Genomic DNA, 23,083 nt, shown 5'->3' with positions numbered 1-23,083 from the left:
CACGCAAAGGCGTACACGACCGATGGGCATCTCGACTTCGCTCGATGCGAACGGGTTTTCAGGAGGACAGCATGGCCGGATATGAACTGGCGCAGATCAACGTGGCGCGCTTTCGCCTGCCCGCCGAGCATGTCGCGAACCGCGATTTCATGGAGGCGCTCGACGGGGTGAATGCGATCGCCGAGGCAAGCGACGGGTTCGTCTGGCGGCTGACGGGCGACGGCAATGACGCGACCGACGTGCCCGTCACCGACGATCCGCAGCTGATCGCGAACATGTCGGTGTGGCGCGACCTCGATGCGCTTGCGGCCTTTGTCTATCGCGACCCCGACCATCTTGCGATCATGCGGCGGCGCAAGGAATGGTTCGAGCATGTCGGCGTGTATCAGGTGCTCTGGTGGGTGCCCGCGGGGCACCGCCCGACCGTCGCCGAGGGCATGGCGCGGCTGGCGATGCTGGAGGCGGAGGGGCCGACCGCGGCGGCCTTTACCTTCAAGCGGCCCTTTGCGGCGCCCGACGGCACGCCCGCGGTGCCGGTGCAGGATGAATGCGCGTGATCGACATTTTCACCACCGGCGGGACGATCGACAAGGTCTATTTCGACGCACTCAGCGAATTCCAGATCGGCCCCGCGGCGATCCCCGACATGCTGCGCGAAAATAATGTCCATGTGCCGCACCGCGTCACGCAGCTGATGCGCAAGGACAGCCTCGAATTGGACGATGCCGACCGCGAGACGATCCGCGCGGCGGTCGCGGCGAGCGATGCGCCGCGCATATTGGTGACGCACGGCACCGACACGATGGTCGTCACCGGGCGCGTCCTGGCCGCCATCGAAGGCAAGACGATCGTGCTGACGGGCGCGATGCAGCCCGCGTCGGTGCGCGCGAGCGATGCCGAGTTCAACGTCGGCTTTGCGCTGGCGGCGGTGCAGACGCTGCCCCCCGGCGTCTATGTCGCGATGAACGGGATGATCTTTGACCCCGAAAAGACCGTGAAGGACCGCGCGGGGTCGCGGTTCGTCAGCGAGTAGAGTGGAATCCGTGTCCCCGCGAAGGCGGGGACCCAGCTCCGATTGGTGCGAAATGGCACCGGCAGGTGATGGGCTCCCGCCTTCGCGGGAGCACAGAGCTTTTCAAATGATGGTCAGGCTTGCGTCGTGACCTGGCGCAGCACCGCGGCGTAGGTCGGCGCGATCGTCATCGCGCCATGCTTGCCCGCGCGGCCGAGTGCGGCGTGGACCGCTGGCAAGCGATAGCAGGGCACGCCCATGAACAGATGATGTTCGGCGTGATAATTCACCCAATATGGAGCGACCGTCGCGCGCGCGAGCCAGCCGGCATAGGTCGTCCGGGCATGGGTGAAGGGGTCCTCGCTTCCGGTGGTCGTACAGGCATGTTCGGCGATGTTGCGGATGCGCAGATACAGCTGGAAGGTCGTCGCCAGTCCGGCGAGCCAGAGCAGATAGGGTGTCCAGCCATAGAGCGCCAGCGACGCGCCGAGCAGGACCGCCTGGACGACAAGGAAACGGCCGACCGCGCGCGTCACCGCCATCGCGCCCGCGACGTCGATCGTCGGCGACGTCACGCCATCGTCCGATTGCTTGTTGAACGGCGTCCCCGCCCTGGTGCTTGCGCCCGCCTTCGCCGCGGACTCGCCGCGCAGCATCGCTTTGAGGCCGGCAAGTGCGAAGCCGAATTGCGCCATGCGCTGTTTGAAAAATGTCTGACCGCTGAGATCGCGGGCGACCTTGCGCCACAGGCTCGCGCGCGTGGTGGGGAAGGGTTTGGACAGGGCGAGGTCGGGGTCTTCGGCCTGCTGGGTGAATTTATGATGCTGGAGGTGATAGGTGCGATAGGCGATGAGGTCCGATCCGACCGCCGCGCCGGTCAGCCACTGGCCGAGGAAATTGTTGATCTTGCGATTGGGATGCAGCGCGCCATGCGCCGCGTCGTGCATGAGGATCGCGAGGCCGAGCTGGCGTCCCCCGACAAAAAGGATCGCGACGAGCCATGCGGCGGGGTGCTGTGACCAGGCGGCAAGGCCGACGAGCGCGACGCTGACGATCCATGCATGGGCCACCAGCCACAGGCCGCGCCACGCCGAAGGACGCGTGAGCGTGGACCATTCGGCACGGTCGAAAAAGCGGTCGGGAGGAAAGAGGCGGACGGCGGGCATGGCGCCAGCATAACAAGTTGCGAAGCGAAACCAAACCCCTTCCGTTTTGGCACAGCAATGGCTTCAATGACGTTGCGCTGGTAAGCTTTTGGAAACCCCTTCCGCTCACTGGTTCGGTGCGACCAGACGAGCGGGGAAGATCAAGGCATTGGGGGTTCGGCGTAGCATCATACGGCCAGTCGGCGGCGACGTGACCGCGCGCGAATCGCCGTTCGATTCGCCCGAGTTCGTCGCGCGCGTGCTGCGCGCCGCAAAGCTGTGGCCTTATGTGCTGATCGGCCGCCTCCTGGCCTTTGCGACCTTTGCCTTTCTGCCGGGGCTTGCGGGGTTCCTCGATCGTCCGGCGCTGTGGCTGGCGATGGCCGCGGGGCTGGCGTGCGATACGGCGCTGACGGTGGTGGGCCAGGCGATGCGCAGGCCGGGGCCGGCGCGCGCGGCGCGCGTGCGGCAGGTGGCGGCGGCGTGCGTCGCGCTGGTCGCGCTTGGCACCTTGCTCAACGCCGCGGCGATGTTCGCGGCGATCGCGGTTCCCGACGGCAGCCGCTATTTCGATGCCTTTACCGCCATCCTGATCGGGTCGCTTCTGGTCGCGGCCTCGGCGGTGTCGATCGTCCGGCCGCTGTTTTTCAGCTTTGCCGGCGCGGTGGCGTTCGGCGGCGCGATCGGGGTCGCGTCGTGGCCCTTCGCGCTCGCCGGTACCGTCTTTCTGGCGCTGCTCATCGTGATGATGCGCGAGGATATCCGGCACCAGCGGCGCGCGACCCAGGCGGCGCGGCGCGCGATCAGCGACCAGCAGCGCGCGCTCAACCTGATGCGCGATTTCGAGCGCGCGGGGCGCGGCTGGTTCTGGGAAACCGACCGCGACGGCCAGCTCGTCTATATTTCGCCCACCGTCGCGGCCCGGATCGGGCGTCCGCTCGCCGACCTGCTCGGCCGGCCCTTTACCGACATCATCCGCAAACGGCTCAGCAACGATGAAAGCGAGGAACGCACCCTGGGGTTCAGCCTGTCGTCGCGCACCCCGTTCAAGGAGCTGACGGTGCAGGCGGCGGCACCCGGCGAGGAGCGCTGGTGGTCGATCTCGGGGCATCCGATCAGCAACGCGCTTGGCCATTTTCAGGGGTTTCGCGGCAGCGGCACCGACCTGACCGACCAGAAACGGTCCGAGCACAAGATCAACCAGCTCGCGCGATACGACACGCTCACCGGGCTCGCCAACCGGCGGCACATCACCGACCTGCTCGAACGCGCGCTGAAAACGCATATCGGCCAGCCGCAGCCCTGCGCGCTGCTGCTGATGGATCTCGACCGTTTCAAGGCGGTGAACGATACGCTGGGCCACCCGGTCGGCGACCAGTTGCTCCAGCAGGTCGCGGCGCGGTTGACGCAGATCGTCGGCGACAAGGGACAGGTCGGACGCCTTGGCGGCGACGAGTTCCAGATCGTGCTGCCCCAGCTGAACCAGCGGGAAAAGATCGCCGCTATCGCCAATGCGATCATCCTGAGCCTGGCCAAGCCCTTCGCGATCGAAGGCGAACAGGTGCGGATCGGATCGTCGATCGGTATCGCCGTGTCCGACGGCGACGAGGTCGGGGCATCGGCGCTGGTCCGCAACGCCGACCTTGCGCTCTATGCCGCGAAGGATGCGGGGCGCGGCATCTATCGCTTCTATGCCGATGCGATGCACAATCAGGCGAGCGAGCGCCGGGCGATCGAGGATGCGCTGCGCGACGCGCTGGCGAAGGATGAATTGCAGCTGCTGTATCAGCCGATCGTCGACGTCGCGAGCGAGCGGATTTCGGGGTTCGAGGCGCTGATCCGCTGGCACCATGCGACCGCGGGAACGATCAGCCCGTCGAAATTCATTCCGATCGCCGAGGAATCGAACCTGATCGTCCCGATCGGCGAATGGATCATCCGGACCGCCTGCGCCGCGATTGCCGAGCTGGGCGCTGGATACCGCGTTGCGGTCAACGTCTCGCCGCGCCAGTTCGCCAACGAAAAGCTGCCCGCGACGATCGTGAACGCCGTGTCGGCGGCGGGTATCCGGCCCGAACAGCTGGAATTGGAGATTACCGAGGGCGTGTTCCTCGACGAAAGTGCCGAAAATCTGGCGATGTTCCAGAAATTGAAGCGCACCGGTGTGCGCCTGGCGCTCGACGATTTCGGCACGGGCTATTCGGCGCTCGGCTATTTGAAAAAGGCGCCGTTCGACAAGATCAAGATCGACCAGAGCTTTGTCCTCGGCGCCGCCGACAAGAGCAGCATGAATGCGGCGATCATCGCCTCGATCGTCGGGCTGGCGGGCGCGCTCGGCATGGAAACGACCGCCGAAGGGGTGGAGACGCACGACGATCTGGCGCTGATCCGCGGCCTGGGGTGCAGCCATGTTCAGGGCTATATCTATGGGCAACCGATGGAGCTGGCCGAGGTGCTGGCGCTGCTTCGCGCGGCGGGCGGACGCGTCGAGGCCAAAGGATATAAAAGTGCGCGCGCGCCGCGGCTGACCGTCTTTCGCACGATCCATGTCGAAAGCGGCGGTCATCGGTACGAAGCGATCGTGCGCAACATCGCGCCGCGCGGCGCGCTGGTCGAGGGGCTGTGGAACGTGCTACCGGGGACGCCGCTGTCGCTCGAATTCGGTCCCGGCCAGCGTATCGACGCCGAAGCGCGCTGGTCGGCGGACAACCGCACCGGGGTGCAATTCGCCGAGGCGGTCGACATCGAGGATCTGTTCGGTTCGCGCGGTGTCCCGCGCGGACGCGCCCGGCGTGCGGCCTAAGGCCCCGTCCCCCGCGCGGATATTCAGTGCGTTGATATGTAACCGTCATTCCGGCGCAGGCCGGAATCTCGCCCTTGCTTCCTGACGCCCAGGCGAGATCCCGGCCTTCAGCCAAAGGCTGAAGTTTATCCTGAGCGCCTGCCAAGGCAGTCGACGGGCCGGGATGACGATGGTGGGGTTGACCGCCCCCTTTGCCTTAACCCTTGCGAAACAGCGCCTCGGCCGCGGCTTTCTGGCTGGTCGCGGCGCGGCGGTGGGCGCGGATGCGCTCGATCTCGGCTTCGAGCACGGCGATGCGGTCGTCGAGTTCGTCGACCGACAACGGGTCGAGCGGCTGGCGGACGAGCGCGGACAGCGCATCGTCGCGGCGGCGCGGAAGCTCGTCATCGTCCATGGCCATCCTCCTCAAATGAAGCGCGACTGTTGACCCGTGCCGCCGCACTGTCAATAAGGCGCGGCAGGGGGAAGGGAACCGGACCAGTGGGGGATTTCAGAGCGTGACCAGCCTGCCAGAAGAGATGACCGCCGTTGCGATCAGCGCGCCGGGGGGACCCGAGATGTTGCAGCCCGTGACGCGGCCGGTGCCGCAGCCCGCGAAGGGCGAGGTGCTGATCCGCGTCGCCGCCGCGGGGGTGAACCGCCCCGACGTGCTGCAACGCATGGGATTTTACCCGCCGCCGCCGGGCGCGTCCGACCTGCCGGGGCTGGAGATTGCGGGCACCGTCGTCGCGGTCGGGCCGGGGGGCGATCCCGAACTGCTGGGCCAGGCGGTCTGCGCGCTCGTCGCGGGCGGGGGCTATGCCGAATATTGCACGGCGCCCGCGGGCAGTTGCCTGCCTGTGCCCAAGGGCTTTACGATGGCCGAGGCGGCGGCGCTGCCCGAAACCGTCTTTACCGTGTGGCACAATCTGTTCGAGCGCGGTTATGTGCGCGACGGGGAGACGGTGCTGATCCACGGCGGCACCAGCGGCATCGGCACGACCGCGATCGGCCTGTGCAAGCTGTTCGGCATCACGGTGATCGTCACCTGCGGCAGCGCCGAAAAATGCGATGCGGCGCGCGCGCTCGGCGCGGACCTGGCGATCGATTATGCGAGCGCGGATTATGTCGCGGCGGTCAAGGAATTTACCGGGGGCGCGGGGGTCCACGTCGTGCTCGACATGGTCGGCGGCGATTATGTGCCGCGCAACCTCGAATGCCTCGCCGACGACGGGCGGCACGTCACCATCGCCTTTCAGCGCGGGGCGAAGGTCGAGATCGACATATCTCAGGTGATGCGCCGCCGCCTGACGCTGACCGGATCGACGTTGCGCGCGCGGAGCGCCGAGTTCAAGGCGCTGCTCGCCGACGAGATTCACCGCACGCTGTGGCCGCGCCTGTCCGAAGGCGCGTGGAAGCCGGCGATGGACCAGGCCTTTCCGCTCGCCGAAGCCGCCGCCGCGCACGCGCGGATGCAGGCGGGCGCGCATGTCGGAAAGATCGTGCTGACGGTCGGATAGCGCCGCGCCGGTTGACAAAGCGGGCGGGCCGCATAACCGGGCGCGGCGGGCAACCCCGTCCGCGTCCGGAGGTGAATTGTGGCGGTGCGTTCGTTGTTTCTCGACGATCTGGAAGTGGGGCAGACATGGACGGGCAGCCCGGTCGTCTTTACCGAAGACGAGATTGTGCGCTTTGCCCGCGAGTTTGATCCGCAGCCGATGCACGTCGATGCCGAAGCGGCGGCGGCGGGACGGTTCGGCGGATTGATCGCGAGCGGCTGGCACGTTGCATCGCGCGCGATGCGCGAGTTTGTCGACACCGCGCCGTTCGGCGACACGCCGATGCTGGGGCTGAAAATCGACGACCTCGAATGGCGCCGTCCGGTGCGGCCGGGCGACCGGTTGACGATCCGGCGCGAGGTGGTCGGCATCCGGCGGTCGCACAGCAAGCCCGATCGCGGTGTCGTCACGATGCGGATGACCGCGACCAATCAGGATGGCGAGGTCGCCATGTCCTTTACCAACCTGATCCAGATGCCCGCGCGGGCCGCAGTGCCGGGCGAATGAGAGCGGCGCGCATCCGCCGCGCACGCCCCCAGGATGGCGCGCGCGCCGTCGCGATCTGGGCCGCGGCGGTCGATGCGACGCATGATTTTCTGGACCCCGCCGACCGCGCGGCGATCGGGCGCGAGGTTGCGGCCTTTCTGCCCGCCGCGCCGCTGTGGCTGGCGGTCGATGGCGACGACTGCGCGCAGGGTTTCATGCTGCTCGACGGCGCGCATATGGAGGCGCTGTTCATCGACCCCGGCCAGCGCGGGACGGGGATTGGCCGGTGCCTGGTCGATCATGCGCTGACGCTCCATCCCGCGATCACGACCGATGTGAACGAACAGAATGCGCAAGCCGTTGGTTTCTATAGGCATCTGGGCTTTGTGCCCACCGGGCGGTCGGCGCGCGACGGACAGGGACGCCCCTATCCGCTGATCCATTTGCGCCGCTGCGCCGGCTGAGCCACCCGACGTCGGCGCCGCCCGTGCTTGCGCGGGGCGCAATATGGGGCTACATCAACCGCCGAACGGCCGCCCCGCGAGGGGCGGCCCTTATTATTTGCGCTTTTGGAGTTTCCGTCATGGCCAATGCCAATCCGACCCCGCTGATGCCGCACGCGACCGCCGCCTGGCTGGTCGACAACACCGGCCTGACCTTTGGCCAGATCGCCGAATTTTGCGGCATCCACATCCTGGAAGTGCAGGCGATCGCCGACGAGACCGCCGCGACCAAATATACCGGCCGCGATCCCGTGCGCGCGCACGAGCTGTCGATGGAAGAGATCGAAAAGGGTCAGAAGGACCCCAATTACAAGCTGAAGATGAGCGTCCAGGCGCAGGACGTGATCCGCCGCACGCGCGGCCCGCGCTATACGCCGGTCAGCAAGCGCCAGGACAAGCCCGACGGCATCGCGTGGATTCTGAAAAACCATCCCGAAGTGTCGGACGGCGCGATCAGCAAGCTCATCGGCACGACGCGCAACACGATCGGCGCGATCCGCGATCGCAGCCATTGGAACAGCGCGAACATCGTCCCCAAGGACCCGGTGACGCTGGGCCTTTGTTCGCAGCGCGAACTCGACGCGCTCGTCGCCAAGGCCGCGAAGAAGGCCGGGATCAAGGCGCCCGAGGATAGCCGCCTCGAAGGCGACCGCGAAGCGTTGCTCGAGGAACTGCGCGCCGAACGCACCGCCGCCGCCGAAGCGCGCGCCGCCGAAGAGGCCGCCACCGACGTCGACGGCGAAGATTGAGCCGTGGCGGGGACGGACGAGGATAATATCCCCGCGGTCAGCGGATCGCCGGACGCCTCGCTGACCCAGGACGACAGCTTTACCGCGACGAGCCACGCGGGCCTGACCTATCCGTGGGGCGACGCGGCTCCGGAGGCGGGCGAGACGATCGGCATCGCGAACGGCATCGGCTGGGCGCGCATTCCGATGCCGGGCTCGCTTGGCCACATCAACAGCTGGTTGCTCGACGACCATGATGGCGTCGCGGTGGTCGACACGGGCATCTGCCTGACCATGTGTTCGGACGCGTGGAAGGCGCTCTATGCGGGCGCGCTCAGGGACAAGCGCATCACGCGCGTGATCGGAACGCACCTTCACCCCGACCATATCGGCCTTGCCGGCTGGATCGCGAAGAAGAGGCAAGTCAAGCTGTGGATGACGCGCGGCGAGATGCTGACCGCGCGCGCGATCGTCGCCGATTCATCGGACAGCGCGCCCGACGAGGTGCTGGTGCAATCGCGCGCCGCGGGATGGGACGAGGAGGCGATCGAGGCGCAGCGGACGCGCGGCTGGAACATGTTCCAGCGCATGATCTTTACGCTGCCGCGATCCTATGTACGGATCGCCGACGGCGACGTGCTCGACATGGGCGCGCACCGGTGGCGCGTCGTCACCGGGTCGGGGCACAGCCCCGAACATGCGTGCCTGTGGAACGAGAAAGAGGGCGTGCTCATTTCGGGCGACCAGGTGTTGCCGCGGATCAGTTCGAACGTGTCGGTCAACATCACCGAACCCGATGCCGATCCGCTGGGCGAATGGCTGGCGTCGATCGACAAGCTGCTGCGCGTCATTCCCGCCGACGTCATCGTCTGCCCCGCGCACGGCGAACCGTTCAAGGGGCTGCACGTCCGCCTGATGGCGCTGCGCGACGAGCACCGGATGCGGCTTTACAACCTCGCCGAAGCGGCGGCGAAGGCGCCGATGCGCGCGGTCGACGCCTTTCCCTTGCTCTTCAACCGCCCGATCGGCGAACATAATCGCGGCCTTGCGACGGGCGAGGCGCTTGCGCACCTCAAACGGCTCGAGGTCGAAGGACGCGTGCAGCGCGAGGATCGTGGCGGCGTCTGGTGGTATCACGGCATCGCATGACCGCCGCGCGCGCCGTTCAGGCGGCGTCGTGGAAGATCAGCCCCAGCGTGTGCCGCCGTCCGCGGCGGATTTCACTGACCCCGTGGCGCATCGCGACGCGATAGTCGCCGCGCGACCCGCGCACGGGGCGGGCGTTCACCGCAAAGATCACGGCATCGCCCCTGGCCAGCGGGACCACCGCGGCGCGCGACTGCATCCGCGGCCGCTGTTCGGTCAGCACGAACTCGCCGCCGGTGAACGCCGTGCCCGGCGCCGAAAGCAGCACCGCGGCCTGCACGGGAAACACATGGTCGCCGTACAAATCCCGATGCAGGCAATTGTAATCGCCCGGACCATAGCGCAGCAGCAGCGGGGTCGGGCGCCGCTGCCCGGCGGCGTGGCACCGCGCGAGGAAATCGGCGTGGTTGCCGGGGAAGCGCGTCGGCATCCCCATCCGTTCGTGCCAGCGGTTCGCGACCGGCACGAGGCGCGGATAGAGGAGCGCGCGCAGCGCCGCGACGAGCGGCGGCAGCGGATAGGCAAAATAGCGATATTCGCCGCGCCCGAAACCGTGGCGCGCCATCTGGACATGGCTGCGGAACAGCGATGGCGTGTCGTAGCTGGCGGCAAGCGCGTCGCATTCGGCTTCGTCGAGCAGGCCGGGCAGCACCGACCACCCCGCGCGGTCGAGCGCGGCGGCGGCGGCGTCCCAGTCGAACGCCGCGAGGCGGGTTGCGACGTCGGTGTCGATAGCAGTCGTCATGCGCGCCTCATGGCGCCGTTGCCGCCCGCGCGCGCCCCGTTTCTTGCGGCCAAAGCGGCGCGCGCATCAGTCGCCGCGCTGCATGATCCAGCTGAACGCCATGGCGTTGAAGAATGTGTAGGCTCCGTAGAGGAGCGCGCCCGCCAGCGCGCTGCGCGTCGCAATCGCCATCGCGCCGACGAGAAGCAGGAATTCAAAGATATAGGTCGCGTGCGGCCCGACCTTGTCGGCGAGCGGGCGGACCATCTGCTGCACCAGCGGGTCGTCGCTTTCCATGAAGGCGCGGTGCATCGCGAAATTGCTGACCCCGGCGCAGAAAATGGCAATCATGGCAATGAGCATAGGATTGCAGATGGGGCGTTGGGGGTGGAAATGCCAGCCCGTTTCGGCCTATGACCGGCGCGGCCAAGGTGCGCGGCGCCGCGCGCCGTTCGAAATGCCTCCTCTCTCCCCCGGCGAAGGGCCCGTTCGATGACCTGTTTTCCGCGCTATGCCGCATCCGTCCTGTTGATCGTCGGGGGCGTCGCGCCTGCCTGTGCCAGCCCCGCCGCGCCGGCGATTTCGCCGTTGATCGTCCCCGCCGTTGCCCCCGCGCTGCTGCCCGAAACCACCCCGTTGCCGCTGCCCGACCCGGTGCGCGCGATGATCGCGGCGGCGATCGACAGCGGCGAGACGCGCGATGTCGATACGGTGGTGTCGCTGGCGAAGGCGACCAATCCGCGCTCGATCGGCGACATCGACGCGATGCTCGCGGCGGCGGAGGCCCTGCGCGACGCGGGCGAACAGCCCGACCCCGTGCGCCAGATGCTTGCCGCCGCGATGGCGAGCAAGAAGGATGGCGACGTCGAGGCGGTGGGCAAGCTTGCCAAGACGACGCTGCCCGACCAGGCGGCGGCGATCGACGCGCTGCTCGCCGAATATCGCGCCGAGCGCGCGAAGGAAAAGGCCGCCGCCGCCGCCGCGGCGCGCGCCAAGCTGGCGCAGGCGAAATTCTGGCAGAACTGGAAGGGCGAGGGGCAGATCGGCGCATCCTATGCCACCGGCAACACCAAATCGTCGGGGCTCAGCCTTGGCGTCGCGCTCGCGCGCAAGGGGGTCGACTGGAACCAGCGGTTCCGCGCGCAGGCCGATTACCAGCGGACGAACGGGCGAACCTCGGTCGAACGCTATCTGGTCGAATATGAACCGCAGATCCAGGTGAGCGAGCGCGCCTTCGCCTATGGGCTCGGCCGCTGGGAACGCGACCGCGTGCTGGGGTTCGGTGCGCGCTGGAACGCGTCGGCGGGACTCGGCTACAAGCTGGTGGCCGACAAGACGATGTCGCTCAGCGTGAAAGCGGGGCCGGCGTGGCGCGATACCGACTATATTCCCGGCCGCGGGATCGACGACAGCGAGCTCACCGGGCTCGCGGGGCTCGACTTCGCGTGGCAGATGTCGCCGACGCTGCGGCTGACGCAGGTGACGTCGACGATTGTGGGCGGGCGCAACATCTCGACCAGCGCGCTGACCGCGCTCAACGCCAAGCTGACGGGCGCGCTGTCGGCACGCTTTTCCTACTCGGCCGAAATCGACACCGATCCGCCGGCGGGGGTCGAAAAGCTCGACACGATGACGCGCTTCACGCTGGTCTACGGGTTTTAGAGCGATGTGGGTTTAATCTGAGCCAATTCTCCCGTTCGACACGAACGGAATTGAGGCGTTGCCGATTTGGCGCACGGCGAGATCCCGGCCTTCAGCCAAAGGCTGAAGTTTATCCTGAGCGCCTGCCAAGGCAGTCGAAGGGCCGGGATGACGCTTTTAGCGGGGCTGTTACCGTAGCGCGGTCAGTCGAAAACTTCGGCGCCGCCGATTTCCTGCCCCTCGCCGAGCAGCCCCGCGCCGGGGACATGGTTGAATTCGATCCGGATGCCGTCGGGGTCCTCGAACAGCACCGAATAATAGCCGGGCGCCCAGGGTTCCTCCTGCGGCGCGTGGACGATGCGGATGTCGCCGCGGGCCTTCAGAAAGGCGTGCAGACGGTCGACCGCGGCCCGGTCGCGCATCCGGAAACAGACGTGGTGCAGCCCCGGCGCGCCCTGATCGAAGCGCTTTCCGGCATTGTCCGCGCTCGGCGTGCGGATGCCGATCGCGGTGCGCCCGCCGACTCCGTAGAGCATCGCGTCGCTGTCGAGCACGATCTTGAGCCCCAGATAGCCGATCATGTCGCGCCAGAAAGCCGTCGACCGCGCAAAATCGCCCGCCGTCAGAATGACGTGCGCGACGCCGTTGATCTCTCCGCTCATTTGATCGCCGCGAGCGTGTAGAGAAATTCGGCAAATCCCATCGTCGCATCGACCAGCCCCGCAACCTTGGGATTGGTCGAATCGACGAGGAAATATTCGTCGGGGGCGTGCGCGCCCGATCCGTGGCCGATGCCGAAATGCGCCGCGGGGATCGACACCGGCGGCGCGGTGAAGGTCGCGCCGGGCCAGCTGCCCGCCATGCGCGGGTTGAGGCTCGTCGCGACGCCGAGCGTCTTGTAGGTCGCGAGTTCGGAGCGGACGAGGCGGCTGCCCTCGGCGACTTCGGTGGGGTCATAGCCCCCCGACACCTTCATCTCGACATCGGCAAAGCCATGTTTGTCGAGATGGGCGCGCAGCTTTTTCTCGGCCTCGGCGCGCGTCTGGTCGGGAACGAGGCGAAGGTCGAGCTTGGCGACCGCGCGGCCGGGCAGGATCGTCTTGCCGCCGGGTCCGGTATAGCCCGCAACCAGCCCCTCGATATTCACCGTCGGTTCCTGTGCGAGACGGATCAGCGCGTCGTCGTAGGAAAGATTGTCGATCCAGTGGGTGACGCCGAGCGCCGCCTTTTGCTGTGCCTCGTCGCCTGCTTTGGCGGCTTCGCGGATCAGCGCCTTTTCGCGCTCGGTCAGGGGGCGGACATTTTCGAACCAGCCCTCGATCGCGGGGGTGTTGCCATCGGGGGTGACGAGCGTTTGCAGCGCCTGCACCAGCCGCCACGCGGGCGAATCGACCATGGCCTTGAGGCTGGAATGCACATCGCCCTTCGGCCCGCGGCCCCATGTCTCGCCGCTTGCGACGAGTTCGAGCTCGATGATACCCTTTGACCCCAGGTTGACCGTGACATTGCCGGTCTTGCCCTGCGAGGCGAAGGGGATGAAGATGCCCTCGCACTTCTTCAGCGCGGCGAGGATGTTGGGCCTCGTCGCGATCTGGCGGAAATGCGGCGAGCCGATCTCTTCCTCGCCCTCGCAGACGAGGACGATGTTGACGGGAAGCCTGGCCTTGGCCGCGCGGATCGCGTGCAGCGCGGCGAGGAAGGCCGCCTCCGGCCCCTTCTGGTTCACCGCGCCGCGGCCCATGATCGCCTGCCCGAAACCGGGGCGCTCGACCATCCGGCCTTCGAGCGGCGGCGACGACCATTCGGACGCGTCGAACTGTTTGACGTCGTACATGAAATAGATGCCGAGCGTGCGCGGCGCGCCGACGTCGATCGTGCCGAAGACGCCGGGATGGCCGTCGGTCGGCACAATCTCGACATTGGTGAAGCCTGCGTCGCGCGCGAGTTCGGCCATATAGGCCGCGCCCTCGGCCATGTTGCGGTTTTCGGCGGCAATCGAGGGCAGCGCGATCCAGTCGCGGATGCGCTGGATCGAGGCGGCCTTGCCGGCTTCGGCGGCCTTGCGGATCGCCGCCATCGGGCCGTCGGCGGCGAGCGCGGGGAAGGGGCGCATCGCGATCGCCCCGGCCGAGAGCATCGCGGCACCGCGAATCAGCTCGCGGCGGTTCGGCTTGTCGACGTTACGGAAATCCATCGCTGTTCCCCTGCTATGTCGTTGTGGCGGGGAGTGTTCTTCAAATTGAAGGGGAAGGCAAGGCGTCACCGGCGAGATCCCGGCCTTCGCCGGGATGACGGGGGCGAGAGAGCTTACGCCCCCTCCAGCAACTCCTCGTCCCTGATGCGCTGCTGCCAGAGCTTCGGCGCATTCACGTGGACATTCTGGCCTTCGCTGTCGACCGCCACCGTCACGGGGAAGTCCTGAACCTCGAACTCGTAGATCGCCTCCATGCCGAGATCGGCGAAGCCGACGACCTTTGACCCCTTGATCGCACGCGCGACGAGATAGGCCGCGCCGCCGACCGCCATCAGATAGGCGCTCTTGTGCTTGGCGATCGCCTGGGTCGCGGCGGGGCCGCGTTCGGCCTTGCCCACGCAGGCGAGCAGGCCCTGGCCCAGCATTAGTCCCATGAACTTGTCCATGCGCGTCGCGGTCGTGGGGCCTGCGGGGCCGACAATTTCCTCGCCGACCGGATCGACGGGGCCGACATAATAGATGACGCGGCCCTTGAACTCGACGGGCAGCGCCTCGCCCTTCGCGAGCATGTCGGCGATGCGCTTGTGCGCGGCGTCGCGGCCGGTGAGCATCTTGCCGTTGAGGAGCAGGCGGTCGCCCTGTTTCCAGCTCGCGACCACTTCGGGGGTCAGCGTGTCGAGGTCGACACGTTTTGCCGCGCTGTCGGGCGCCCAATTGATCTGCGGATAATCGGCGAGCACGGGCGGCTCGAGATAGGCAGGACCCGACCCGTCGAGCGTCACATGGGCATGTCTTGTTGCGGCGCAATTGGGGATCATCGCGACGGGTTTCGACGCGGCATGGGTCGGCCAGTCGGCGATCTTGACGTCGAGCACGGTCGAAAGCCCGCCCAGCCCCTGTGCGCCGATGCCGAGCGCATTGACCTTTTCATACAGCTCGATGCGCAGTTCCTCGGTCGGATTCGCGGGTCCGCGCGCGAGCAATTCGGTCATGTCGATCGGGTCCATCAGCGACTGTTTGGCGAGCAGCATCGCCTTTTCCGCGGTGCCGCCGATGCCGATGCCGAGCATCCCCGGCGGGCACCAGCCCGCGCCCATTTGCGGGACCATTTCGAGCACCCAGTCGACGATCGAGTCCGACGGGTTCATCATCTTGAACTTCGACTTGTTCTCGCTGCCGCCCCCCTTCGCCGCGACGTCGATATGCACCTTCGCGCCCGGCACCATTTCGACGTTGAGCACCGACGGCGTATTGTCCCTGGTATTGACGCGGCTGAACGCCGGGTCGGCGAGGATCGAGGCGCGGAGCTTGTTGTCGGGGTGGAGATAGGCGCGGCGCACGCCTTCATCGACCACTTGCTGAAGGCTGCGGGATGAGTCGAGGCGGCAGTCCATGCCCCATTTGATGAAGACGGTGACGATGCCGGTATCCTGGCAGATCGGGCGATGCCCCTCGGCGCACATGCGGCTGTTCGAGAGGATCTGCGCCATCGCGTCCTTGGCGGCGGGCGATACTTCGCGTTCATACGCGGCGCCCAATGCGCGGATATAGTCCATCGGATGGAAATAGCTGATGTACTGGAGCGCGTCGGCGATCGTTTCGATAAGGTCGTCTTCGCGGATGATCACGGTGTTCATGTGCAGCCTTTCGCCCATTTTTCGGGATTCGCGTTCCCCCTAGACCCGGCTGCGCGGGGTGAAAAGCCATTTGGCGCGGCGGCGACCCCCCGAAAATATGCGCAATGTGATGTTGTAACCTAGGTCATGTTATGCCATATCCATCGAATAATCGCCGTAACGGAGAATCGGGTGCCGCAAGTCGCCAGCCTTAGCCCTGTTTCCGCGCGCCTCGGCGCGCTGGTCCGGGCTGCGCGCGGTGCGCGGCCGCTGACGTCGCTGTCGGGCGACCAGCTGGCGATAGGGCTGTCGGGGCTGTGCCTTGTCCACTGCCTTGCGACGACGATCTTTTTCGCCTCGATCGCATCGGTCGGCGGCGTGTTCCTCGACAATCATCTGTTCCACGAGATCGGGTTGATCATCGCGATCGGCTTTGCGCTCATCACGCTCGTCGCCGGGGTGCTGAGCCACGGCTTTATGATGCCCTTCGCGGTCGGTAGCTTCGGCCTTGGCATGATGGCAGGCGCGCTGGCGCGGCCGCACGACGGCAGCGAAGTCCTCGCGACGATGATCGGCGTCGCGGTGGTCGCGCTCGGCCACGACCTCAACCGGCGCGCGCGGCACTGATTGCACCGTATCGGAGGGGCCCGCAACTTGCGGGCGACCGGCAAACCGCCTACATTATAGGGTGACTGGCGCGGACTTCTTCTGCGCGCGAGGAAACGCCATGGGCAAACATGACCATCCGCACATCGAATCGAGCGGCGCCTCGCTCGCCAAGGCGGCGCAGAAGGCGCTCGAGAGCGGGGGCGAGGCCTGGACCGAGATGCGCGCGGAGATTTTCGACGCCGTCGCGGCGATCGGCAAGCCCGCGAGCGCTTATGAGATCGCCGACATCGTGTCGCAGAAGCGCGGCAAGCGCGTCGCGCCCAACAGCGTCTATCGCATCCTCGACCTGTTCGTCGCGAACAACCTCGTCCGCCGCGTCGAAAGCGCCAACGCCTTTGTCGCGAACAGCCACCCCGGCTGCCTGCACGACTGTATTTTCCTGATTTGCGACAGCTGCGGCACCGCGGTGCATGTCGACGACGACACGCTGTCGACCGGTGTACGCGCCGCCGCCGAAAAGACGGGCTTTGCCGCCGAGCGCCCGGTGATCGAGGTGCGCGGCAAATGCACCGAGTGCCAATAGGGTGACGCGCGGCGGGTCACCGGACGGCTGAATGCCGATCGGGGGGCTTCAGCAATGGATCGAGGCCGAGCGGGCGCGGCCGCCCGCGCCGACGCGCGCCTGGCTCTGGACGCTGGGGCTGGGCCTTGCGGTGCTGCTGTTCGGCCTGTGGCTGACGCAGCTTTTCCCGCAAGAAGGGCATGCCATCGCGCCCGGCTATGGCCCCCCGGTGCTCGCCTTTGAATTTGCGGGCGGGCAGGGCGATCTCGAAGCGATCTTCGGGGTCGAAAGCGATCCGCAGCAGGTCGCGCGGCTCGCCGCGATGCGGACGGGCAACGAGCGCGACTATCTTTACATGCTGCTTTATGCGGGCTTCCTCGGCTGCGGCTGTTTTGCGCTGTGGCGCGAGCTTCGGCGGCGCGCGCTGCTCGCCGCGACGCTGCTTCCGTTCGCCGCGGCGCTCGCCGATGCGTATGAAAACTGGCTGCTGTTCGACATCCAGGCCGCCTTTACCGCGGGCGACTATTCGCCCGCGATGGCGAGCCTGCCCTATCCGGTCGCGGCGAAGTTCGTGCTGCTCGCGCTCACCAATGTCGCGATCGGCGCCGCGGCGACGCAGTTCGGCCGGTGGTGGGCGCTGTTCGGCACGCTCGCGATTCTTGCCGCGATCCCGACCGTGATGGCGGTCATCACGCCCGCGGCCTTCGCCTGGACGCTGATCCCTTCGGCGGCGGCGGGATGGTTGCTGCTGCTTGCGCTTGCCGCGGCGGGAAGCTGGCAGGGCTTCGCGCGCGCGCGTCCGCTGGCCGGCTGACCGTCGCGCTCGCAATCGGGCGCGACATCGCCTATATCGGCCCCATGTACGACTATGTCTCCATCAGCGCCGCCGATGCGGCGGCCCCGGCGCGCGTGCGCGACGGCACGATCAAGCTGCACGACGAAGCGGGCTTTGCAGGTATGCGCAAGGCGGGGCGGCTGTCGGCCGAAATCCTCGACGCGCTTGTTCCCTTTGTCCAGCCCGGCGTGACGACGGCGGCGATCGACGATCTTGTTCGCACGATGATGCTGGAGGGCGGCGGCATTCCCGCGACATTGGGCTATCGCGGTTTCACGCACAGCTGCTGCACCAGCATCAACCATGTCGTGTGCCACGGGATCCCCGACGACAAGCCGCTGCGCGAGGGCGACATCGTCAACATCGACGTCACCAGCATCGTCGACGGCTGGCACGGCGACACCAGCCGCATGTATCTGGTCGGCGACGTACCCATCAAGGCGAAGCGGCTGGTCGAGGTGACGTACGAATGCCTGATGCTCGGCATCGAGCAGGCGAAGCCGGGCAACCATATGGGCGACGTCGCGCACGCGATTCAGCAACATGCCGAGCGCCACCGCTATTCGGTCGTGCGCGATTTCTGCGGGCATGGGCTCGGCCAGATGTTCCACGACGCACCCGAAGTCGTCCACGCCGGACGCCCGGGCACGGGGCCCGAACTCCGCCCCGGCATGTTCTTCACGATCGAGCCGATGATCAACACCGGCAAATATGCGGTAAAGATGCTCGCCGACGGCTGGACTGCGGTGACGCGCGACCGTTCGCTCTCGGCGCAGTTCGAGCACAGCATCGGGATCACCGAAACCGGCTGCGAGATTTTCACCGCGAGCCCGAAGGGGTTGAACGCGCCGCCCTGGGCGTGAGGTTGCGCCCTCCCCTTCAGGGGAGGGGCTCTATCAACCCCCAAATTCCTCCTTGCACCCGCGCGCCTTCGCGCGCAGACTTGACGTTAACGTCAAGGATAGACGGCGAACGGGAGAATATGGGATGGCGAAACGGGTCTTTTCGGCCGCGCTGCTGGGCGGCGCGGCACTGGCACTGACGGCGTGCAATGCGCCCAGGGATGAAAGCGTCTCGGCCGGTGTGCTCGACGATGCCGAGAAGGCCAGCGAGACCCTGCTCAAGACCGGCGGCAGCGGCGATGACTGGGGCGCGATCGGCTACAGCTATGACGAGCAGCGGTTCAGCCCGCTGACCGACATCGACGATACGAATGTCGGCGAACTCGGCATCGCCTGGTTCGCCGACCTTGACGATGCGCGCGGGCAGGAAGCGACGCCCGTGGTCGTCGACGGGGTGATGTATGTGACGCACGCCTGGTCGAAGGTCAGCGCGTGGGATGCGGCGACGGGCAAATCCCTGTGGAAATATGACCCCGAGGTTCCGGGGGAGCGCGCCGTCCACGCCTGCTGCGACGTCGTCAACCGCGGCGTCGCGGTGTGGGGCGACAAGCTTTTTGTCGGCGCGCTCGACGGGCGGCTGATCGCGCTCGACAAAAAGACGGGCAAGGAGATCTGGTCGACGCAGACCTTCGACGCCGAAAAGCCATACACGATCACCGGCGCGCCGCGCGTCGTCAAGGATATGGTGCTGATCGGCAACGGCGGCGCCGAGTTCGGGGTGCGCGGCTATGTCACCGCATACGACGCCGACACGGGCAAGGAGCGCTGGCGTTTCTACACCGCCCCGAACCCGACCAAGGCCAAGGATGGCGCCGCGTCGGACGATATCTTCGCGAGCAAGGCGAACGCCACCTGGTCGGATACGGGCGAGTGGCAGACCTCGGGCGGCGGCGGGACGGTGTGGGACGCGATCGTATACGACAAGGATCTCGACCAGATCTACCTTGGCGTCGGCAATGGCAATCCGTGGAACCATGGCACGCGCTCGAACGGCGAGGGCGACAACTGGTTCCTCTCGTCGGTCGTCGCGCTCGATGCGTCGACCGGCAAATATAAATGGCATTATCAGGAAACCCCGGCCGAGACGTGGGACTATACCGCGACCCAGCCGATCATCCTTGCCGAGCAGGCGGTGAACGGCAAGCCGACCAAGGTGCTGTACCATGCGCCGAAGAACGGCTTTTTCTTCACGATCGACCGCACGACCGGCAAGCTGCTCAGCGCCAAGCCCTTTGTCGACGGGATCAACTGGGCGACGGGTTACGACATGGCGACCGGGCGCCCGATCGAAAATCCCGAGGCGCGCTTCTACAGGACCGGCAAGCCGTTCATCGCGGTGCCCGGCGCGCTCGGCGCGCATAACTGGCATCCGATGAGCTTCAATCCCGTCACCGGCCTCGTCTACATCCCGGCGCAGCAGATCCCGCAGGGCTATCTTGCCGACATGGACGAGCTCGACAAAAGGAAGGTGCTCGGCTTCAATGTCGGCACATCGCTCAACAAGACGATGCTGCCCGATGACAAGGCGGCGTATCGCGCCGCGGTCGCGGCGACGACCGGGCGCCTTGTCGCCTTCGATCCGCGCACGGGCAAGGTGGCGTGGGGTGTCGACCATCCCGCGGCGTGGAACGGCGGCACGATGACGACCGCGGGCAATCTTGTTTTTCAGGGGACGAGCACGGGCCGCTTCCGCGCCTATGCCGCCGATACCGGCAAGCAATTGCTCGACCTCGACATGCAGTCGGGGATCGTCAGCGCGCCTTCGACCTTTCGCGTGAACGGCGTTCAGTACATCGCCTTCCAGACGAGCAAGGGCGGCGCCTTTCCGCTCGTCGCCGGGGTTGCGGGCGGGGTGACGCGCAAGGTGCCCAACATCCCGCGCCTGGTCGTGATGAAGATCGGCGGCACGGTGCAGCTCCCCGCACCGCCCGCCTCGGCGGCGCTGGCGTGGACCCCGCCGCCGCAGTTCGGCACGCCGGCGCAGGTCGCCGCGGGCAAGGCGCATTTCGGGCGCTATTGCATCGTGTGCCACGGCGACAGCGCGATCGGCAACGGCTTCACCCCCGACCTCCGCGTGTCGGGCACGCTGACCAATGCCGACGCATGGAAATCGGTGGTCCTCGACGGGGCGCTGAAAGACCGCGGCATGGTGAGCTTTGCCAAGGTGCTCACCGCGCAGGATGCCGAGGCGCTGCGCGCCTATGTCATCGACCGGTCGATCTGGACGAAAGCGAACCTGCCTGACGCCTCGGCGCCGATGGGGCGGTAATCGAGACCGTCATTGCGAGCGAGGCGGGGCCGAAGGCGGCCGTAGGCCAACCAATCCAGTGGCGCCTTGCACCGCACTGGATTGCTTCGTCGCTTTGCTCCTCGCAATGACGGCGAGAAGTTTGCCACTTTTTTAGGCAGGCGGGTTCCTTCTTTGCCCAGCGCTTGGGCAGCGGCGTCATTTCGTTTCAAAATTCTTACCAAATCCCTGCGATTCGCCAATTGGCACGGCTTTTGATTGGTGCAAGATGGCGGGACACCGCACCGACTCGACGGCAGACCGGACAGGCAGCCCTGATCCGGCTGGACGTGCGAAGGGCGGCGGCCAGCCCAAAGGGGGACGAATAGCGTGAAGAAGATTGAGGCGATCATCAAGCCGTTCAAACTCGACGAAGTGAAGGAGGCGCTGCACGAAGTCGGCGTCAGCGGGATCACCGTGACCGAAGCCAAGGGGTTCGGCCGGCAAAAGGGCCACACCGAACTTTATCGCGGTGCCGAATATGTCGTCGACTTTCTGCCCAAAGTGAAATTGGAAGTCATCGTCGAGGATGCGATGGCCGAACGCGTCGTCGAGGCGATCGCGGCGGCCGCGCAGACCGGCCGCATCGGCGACGGCAAAATCTTTGTCATCCCGGTCGAGACCGCGCTGCGCATCCGCACCGGCGAACGCAACGAGGATGCGCTCTAAAACATGGCCGCCGCCAAAGACATTCGAAAAATAACCTGTTCCCCCGCGAAGGCGGGGGTCCATCTCCGGCCGGTTCCATCCGGCACGGGTCGATGATGGGTCCCCGCCTTCGCGGGGACACGCGATAGGTTAGAAGGTTCAATCGACCCCGGCATCGCCGGTCGTCATCGCAAGAAGGAAGTGCAAGACAATGGCCACCAAGCCCAAGGACATCATCGCGCGGATCAAGGAGAACGACATCGAGTGGGTCGACCTGCGCTTCACCGACCCCAAGGGCAAATGGCAGCATCTGACCATGTGCGCCGGCGTGATCGACGAGGACGCGCTCGAAGACGGGCTGATGTTCGACGGTTCGTCGATCGAAGGCTGGAAGGCGATCAACGAAAGCGACATGATCCTGAAGCCCGACCTCGATGCCGTTTATGAAGATCCCTTCTCGGCAACGCCGATGCTCGTCATGTTCTGCGACATCGTCGAGCCGTCGACCGGCGAAGGCTATTCGCGCGACCCGCGCACCACGGCCAAGCGCGCCGAAGCCTATGTCGCGTCGACCGGCATCGGCGACACCGTTTATGTCGGCCCCGAAGCCGAATTTTTCATGTTCGACGATGTGCGCTTCGAAAGCGGCTATAACAAGTCGGGTTTCGAGATCGACGACATCGAGCTGCCGACCAATTCGGGCCGCAGCTATGAAGGCGGCAACCTGGCGCACCGTCCGCGCGCCAAGGGCGGCTATTTCCCCGTCGCGCCGGTCGACAGCGCGGTCGACATCCGCGCCGAGATGGTTTCGACCATGCTCGAAATGGGCCTGCCGTGCGACAAGCATCACCACGAGGTCGCGGCGGCGCAGCACGAACTCGGCCTGACCTTCGGCACGCTGACGCAGACCGCCGACCGGATGCAGATATACAAATATGTCGTGCACCAGGTCGCCCACGCCTATGGCAAGACCGCGACCTTCATGCCCAAGCCGATCAAGGACGACAACGGCAGCGGGATGCACACGCACATTTCGATCTGGGAAAAGGGCAAGCCGCTGTTCGCGGGCAACGGCTATGCCGGCCTTTCGGACATGTGCCTCTATTTCATCGGCGGCGTCATCAAGCACGCCAAGGCGCTGAACGCCTTCACCAACCCGACGACGAACAGCTACAAGCGCCTCGTCCCGGGCTTCGAGGCGCCCGTGCTGCTCGCTTATTCGAGCCGCAACCGTTCGGCGTCGTGCCGTATCCCCTATGGTGCAGGCGCCAAGGCGAAGCGCGTCGAATTCCGCTTCCCCGACGCAATGGCGAACCCCTATCTCTGCTATTCGGCGCTGCTGATGGCGGGCCTCGACGGCATCCAGAACAAGATCCATCCGGGCGACGCGATGGACAAGAATCTCTATGACCTGCCGCCCGAAGAGCTGAGCGAAGTGCCGACCGTTTGCGGCAGCTTGCGCGAAGCGCTCGACGCGCTGATGGCCGACCACGACTTCCTGCTGAAGGGCGATGTGTTCACCAAGGACCAGATCGAAGCCTATGTCGAACTGAAGTGGGACGAAGTCTATCGCGTCGAACAGACGCCGAGCCCGGTCGAGTTCGACATGTACTACAGCGCCTGATCCGCACGGATCAGTGATGCGAAGGGGGCGTCCGGTTCGGGGGAACCGGGCGCCTTTTTCCATGCGCCGCGAATATTGAC

General features: G+C 66.4%; 23 protein-coding genes. 16 read left to right on the top strand and 7 right to left on the bottom strand.

Features of this window, described 5'->3' with window-relative positions:
* Positions 1 to 71 precede the first annotated feature (71 nt).
* Positions 72 to 557, top strand: coding sequence for a DUF3291 domain-containing protein (locus tag RIA72_RS01485; RefSeq protein WP_350030582.1), 486 nt, complete (start codon positions 72 to 74; stop codon positions 555 to 557).
* A complete protein-coding gene (locus RIA72_RS01480) occupies positions 554 to 1,033 on the top strand; it encodes an asparaginase domain-containing protein (protein WP_350030581.1) in 480 nt (159 codons plus the stop codon). Before RIA72_RS01485 ends, RIA72_RS01480 begins: the two co-directional genes overlap by 4 nt.
* Before the next feature lie 113 nt (positions 1,034 to 1,146).
* Here the strand turns inward: RIA72_RS01480 and RIA72_RS01475 are convergent, their stop codons facing one another.
* Entirely contained in the window at positions 1,147 to 2,178 is a 1,032-nt protein-coding gene (locus RIA72_RS01475) for a fatty acid desaturase family protein (protein ID WP_350030580.1), read from the bottom strand.
* Between the two features lie 190 nt (positions 2,179 to 2,368).
* Between RIA72_RS01475 and RIA72_RS01470 the strand changes: the two genes are divergently transcribed.
* Positions 2,369 to 4,960: a putative bifunctional diguanylate cyclase/phosphodiesterase gene (locus RIA72_RS01470; RefSeq protein ID WP_350030579.1), complete on the top strand. Its 2,592-nt coding sequence runs from the start codon at positions 2,369 to 2,371 to the stop codon at positions 4,958 to 4,960.
* Positions 4,961 to 5,156: 196 nt separating this feature from the next.
* Here the strand turns inward: RIA72_RS01470 and RIA72_RS01465 are convergent, their stop codons facing one another.
* Complete coding sequence (locus RIA72_RS01465; RefSeq protein ID WP_350030578.1) at positions 5,157 to 5,354, bottom strand: DUF1192 domain-containing protein; 198 nt, start codon at positions 5,352 to 5,354, stop codon at positions 5,157 to 5,159.
* 103 nt (positions 5,355 to 5,457) lie between these two features.
* Between RIA72_RS01465 and RIA72_RS01460 the strand changes: the two genes are divergently transcribed.
* The 5 genes from RIA72_RS01460 to RIA72_RS01440 all read left to right on the top strand — a co-directional run bounded on the left by RIA72_RS01460 (position 5,458) and on the right by RIA72_RS01440 (position 9,364).
* On the top strand, positions 5,458 to 6,459 hold the full coding sequence (locus tag RIA72_RS01460; protein ID WP_350030577.1) for an NAD(P)H-quinone oxidoreductase: 1,002 nt from the start codon (positions 5,458 to 5,460) through the stop codon (positions 6,457 to 6,459).
* Between the two features lie 78 nt (positions 6,460 to 6,537).
* On the top strand, positions 6,538 to 7,005 hold the full coding sequence (locus RIA72_RS01455; RefSeq protein ID WP_350030576.1) for a MaoC family dehydratase: 468 nt from the start codon (positions 6,538 to 6,540) through the stop codon (positions 7,003 to 7,005).
* Positions 7,002 to 7,448 (top strand): acetyltransferase, encoded by a 447-nt coding sequence (locus tag RIA72_RS01450; RefSeq protein ID WP_350030575.1) that lies wholly within the window; start codon positions 7,002 to 7,004, stop codon positions 7,446 to 7,448. The genes RIA72_RS01455 and RIA72_RS01450 overlap by 4 nt, the downstream gene beginning before the upstream one ends.
* 146 nt (positions 7,449 to 7,594) lie before the next feature.
* Positions 7,595 to 8,236, top strand: coding sequence for a cell cycle transcriptional regulator TrcR (locus RIA72_RS01445; protein ID WP_350030807.1), 642 nt, complete (start codon positions 7,595 to 7,597; stop codon positions 8,234 to 8,236).
* Positions 8,237 to 8,239: 3 nt separating this feature from the next.
* On the top strand, positions 8,240 to 9,364 hold the full coding sequence (locus RIA72_RS01440; RefSeq protein ID WP_350030574.1) for an MBL fold metallo-hydrolase: 1,125 nt from the start codon (positions 8,240 to 8,242) through the stop codon (positions 9,362 to 9,364).
* A gap of 16 nt (positions 9,365 to 9,380) precedes the next feature.
* Here RIA72_RS01440 and RIA72_RS01435 read toward each other — a convergent pair whose 3' ends face one another.
* The gene (locus tag RIA72_RS01435) at positions 9,381 to 10,106 is read right to left on the bottom strand and encodes a 2OG-Fe(II) oxygenase (protein ID WP_350030573.1); all 726 of its coding nucleotides are present in this window, start codon (positions 10,104 to 10,106) and stop codon (positions 9,381 to 9,383) included.
* A gap of 66 nt (positions 10,107 to 10,172) precedes the next feature.
* A complete protein-coding gene (locus tag RIA72_RS01430; protein WP_350030572.1) occupies positions 10,173 to 10,436 on the bottom strand; it encodes a hypothetical protein in 264 nt (87 codons plus the stop codon).
* 141 nt (positions 10,437 to 10,577) lie between these two features.
* Between RIA72_RS01430 and RIA72_RS01425 the strand changes: the two genes are divergently transcribed.
* The gene (locus RIA72_RS01425) at positions 10,578 to 11,747 is read left to right on the top strand and encodes a DUF481 domain-containing protein (protein ID WP_350030571.1); all 1,170 of its coding nucleotides are present in this window, start codon (positions 10,578 to 10,580) and stop codon (positions 11,745 to 11,747) included.
* A gap of 182 nt (positions 11,748 to 11,929) precedes the next feature.
* On the opposite strand, the gene RIA72_RS01420 is transcribed toward RIA72_RS01425, so the two are convergent.
* The 3 genes from RIA72_RS01420 to RIA72_RS01410 all read right to left on the bottom strand — a co-directional run bounded on the left by RIA72_RS01420 (position 11,930) and on the right by RIA72_RS01410 (position 15,557).
* Positions 11,930 to 12,388 (bottom strand): VOC family protein, encoded by a 459-nt coding sequence (locus tag RIA72_RS01420; protein ID WP_350030570.1) that lies wholly within the window; start codon positions 12,386 to 12,388, stop codon positions 11,930 to 11,932.
* Positions 12,385 to 13,920, bottom strand: a complete 1,536-nt coding sequence (locus RIA72_RS01415) for a M20/M25/M40 family metallo-hydrolase (RefSeq protein ID WP_350030569.1) — start codon at positions 13,918 to 13,920, stop codon at positions 12,385 to 12,387. Before RIA72_RS01415 ends, RIA72_RS01420 begins: the two co-directional genes overlap by 4 nt.
* A 113-nt stretch (positions 13,921 to 14,033) precedes the next feature.
* Complete coding sequence (locus RIA72_RS01410) at positions 14,034 to 15,557, bottom strand: fumarate hydratase (RefSeq protein ID WP_350030568.1); 1,524 nt, start codon at positions 15,555 to 15,557, stop codon at positions 14,034 to 14,036.
* A gap of 171 nt (positions 15,558 to 15,728) precedes the next feature.
* On the opposite strand from RIA72_RS01410, the gene RIA72_RS01405 reads away from it, so the two are divergent.
* From RIA72_RS01405 to glnA, 7 genes are all read left to right on the top strand, one after another.
* Positions 15,729 to 16,163 carry a MerC domain-containing protein gene (locus RIA72_RS01405; RefSeq protein ID WP_350030567.1) on the top strand — a complete coding sequence of 145 codons (435 nt, stop codon included), beginning with the start codon at positions 15,729 to 15,731 and terminating at the stop codon, positions 16,161 to 16,163.
* Positions 16,164 to 16,263: 100 nt separating this feature from the next.
* Positions 16,264 to 16,728, top strand: a complete 465-nt coding sequence (locus RIA72_RS01400; RefSeq protein WP_350030566.1) for a Fur family transcriptional regulator — start codon at positions 16,264 to 16,266, stop codon at positions 16,726 to 16,728.
* A 31-nt stretch (positions 16,729 to 16,759) separates the two neighbouring features.
* Complete coding sequence (locus RIA72_RS01395; protein ID WP_350030565.1) at positions 16,760 to 17,521, top strand: hypothetical protein; 762 nt, start codon at positions 16,760 to 16,762, stop codon at positions 17,519 to 17,521.
* A gap of 44 nt (positions 17,522 to 17,565) precedes the next feature.
* Positions 17,566 to 18,405, top strand: a complete 840-nt coding sequence (map, locus tag RIA72_RS01390) for a type I methionyl aminopeptidase (protein ID WP_350030806.1) — start codon at positions 17,566 to 17,568, stop codon at positions 18,403 to 18,405.
* 124 nt (positions 18,406 to 18,529) lie between these two features.
* The gene (locus tag RIA72_RS01385; RefSeq protein ID WP_350030564.1) at positions 18,530 to 20,713 is read left to right on the top strand and encodes a PQQ-dependent dehydrogenase, methanol/ethanol family; all 2,184 of its coding nucleotides are present in this window, start codon (positions 18,530 to 18,532) and stop codon (positions 20,711 to 20,713) included.
* 348 nt (positions 20,714 to 21,061) lie between these two features.
* Positions 21,062 to 21,400: a P-II family nitrogen regulator gene (locus RIA72_RS01380; protein WP_350030563.1), complete on the top strand. Its 339-nt coding sequence runs from the start codon at positions 21,062 to 21,064 to the stop codon at positions 21,398 to 21,400.
* A gap of 190 nt (positions 21,401 to 21,590) precedes the next feature.
* Positions 21,591 to 23,003, top strand: a complete 1,413-nt coding sequence (gene glnA / locus RIA72_RS01375) for a type I glutamate--ammonia ligase (RefSeq protein ID WP_350030562.1) — start codon at positions 21,591 to 21,593, stop codon at positions 23,001 to 23,003.
* The last annotated feature ends 80 nt before the right edge of the window (positions 23,004 to 23,083 follow it).

The sequence above is a fragment of the Sphingopyxis sp. genome (assembly GCF_040216815.1).
Lineage (GTDB): Bacteria > Pseudomonadota > Alphaproteobacteria > Sphingomonadales > Sphingomonadaceae > Sphingopyxis.
The sequence above is the reverse complement of the archived record's forward strand: the minus strand, read 5'-3'. Positions and strand labels throughout refer to the sequence as shown.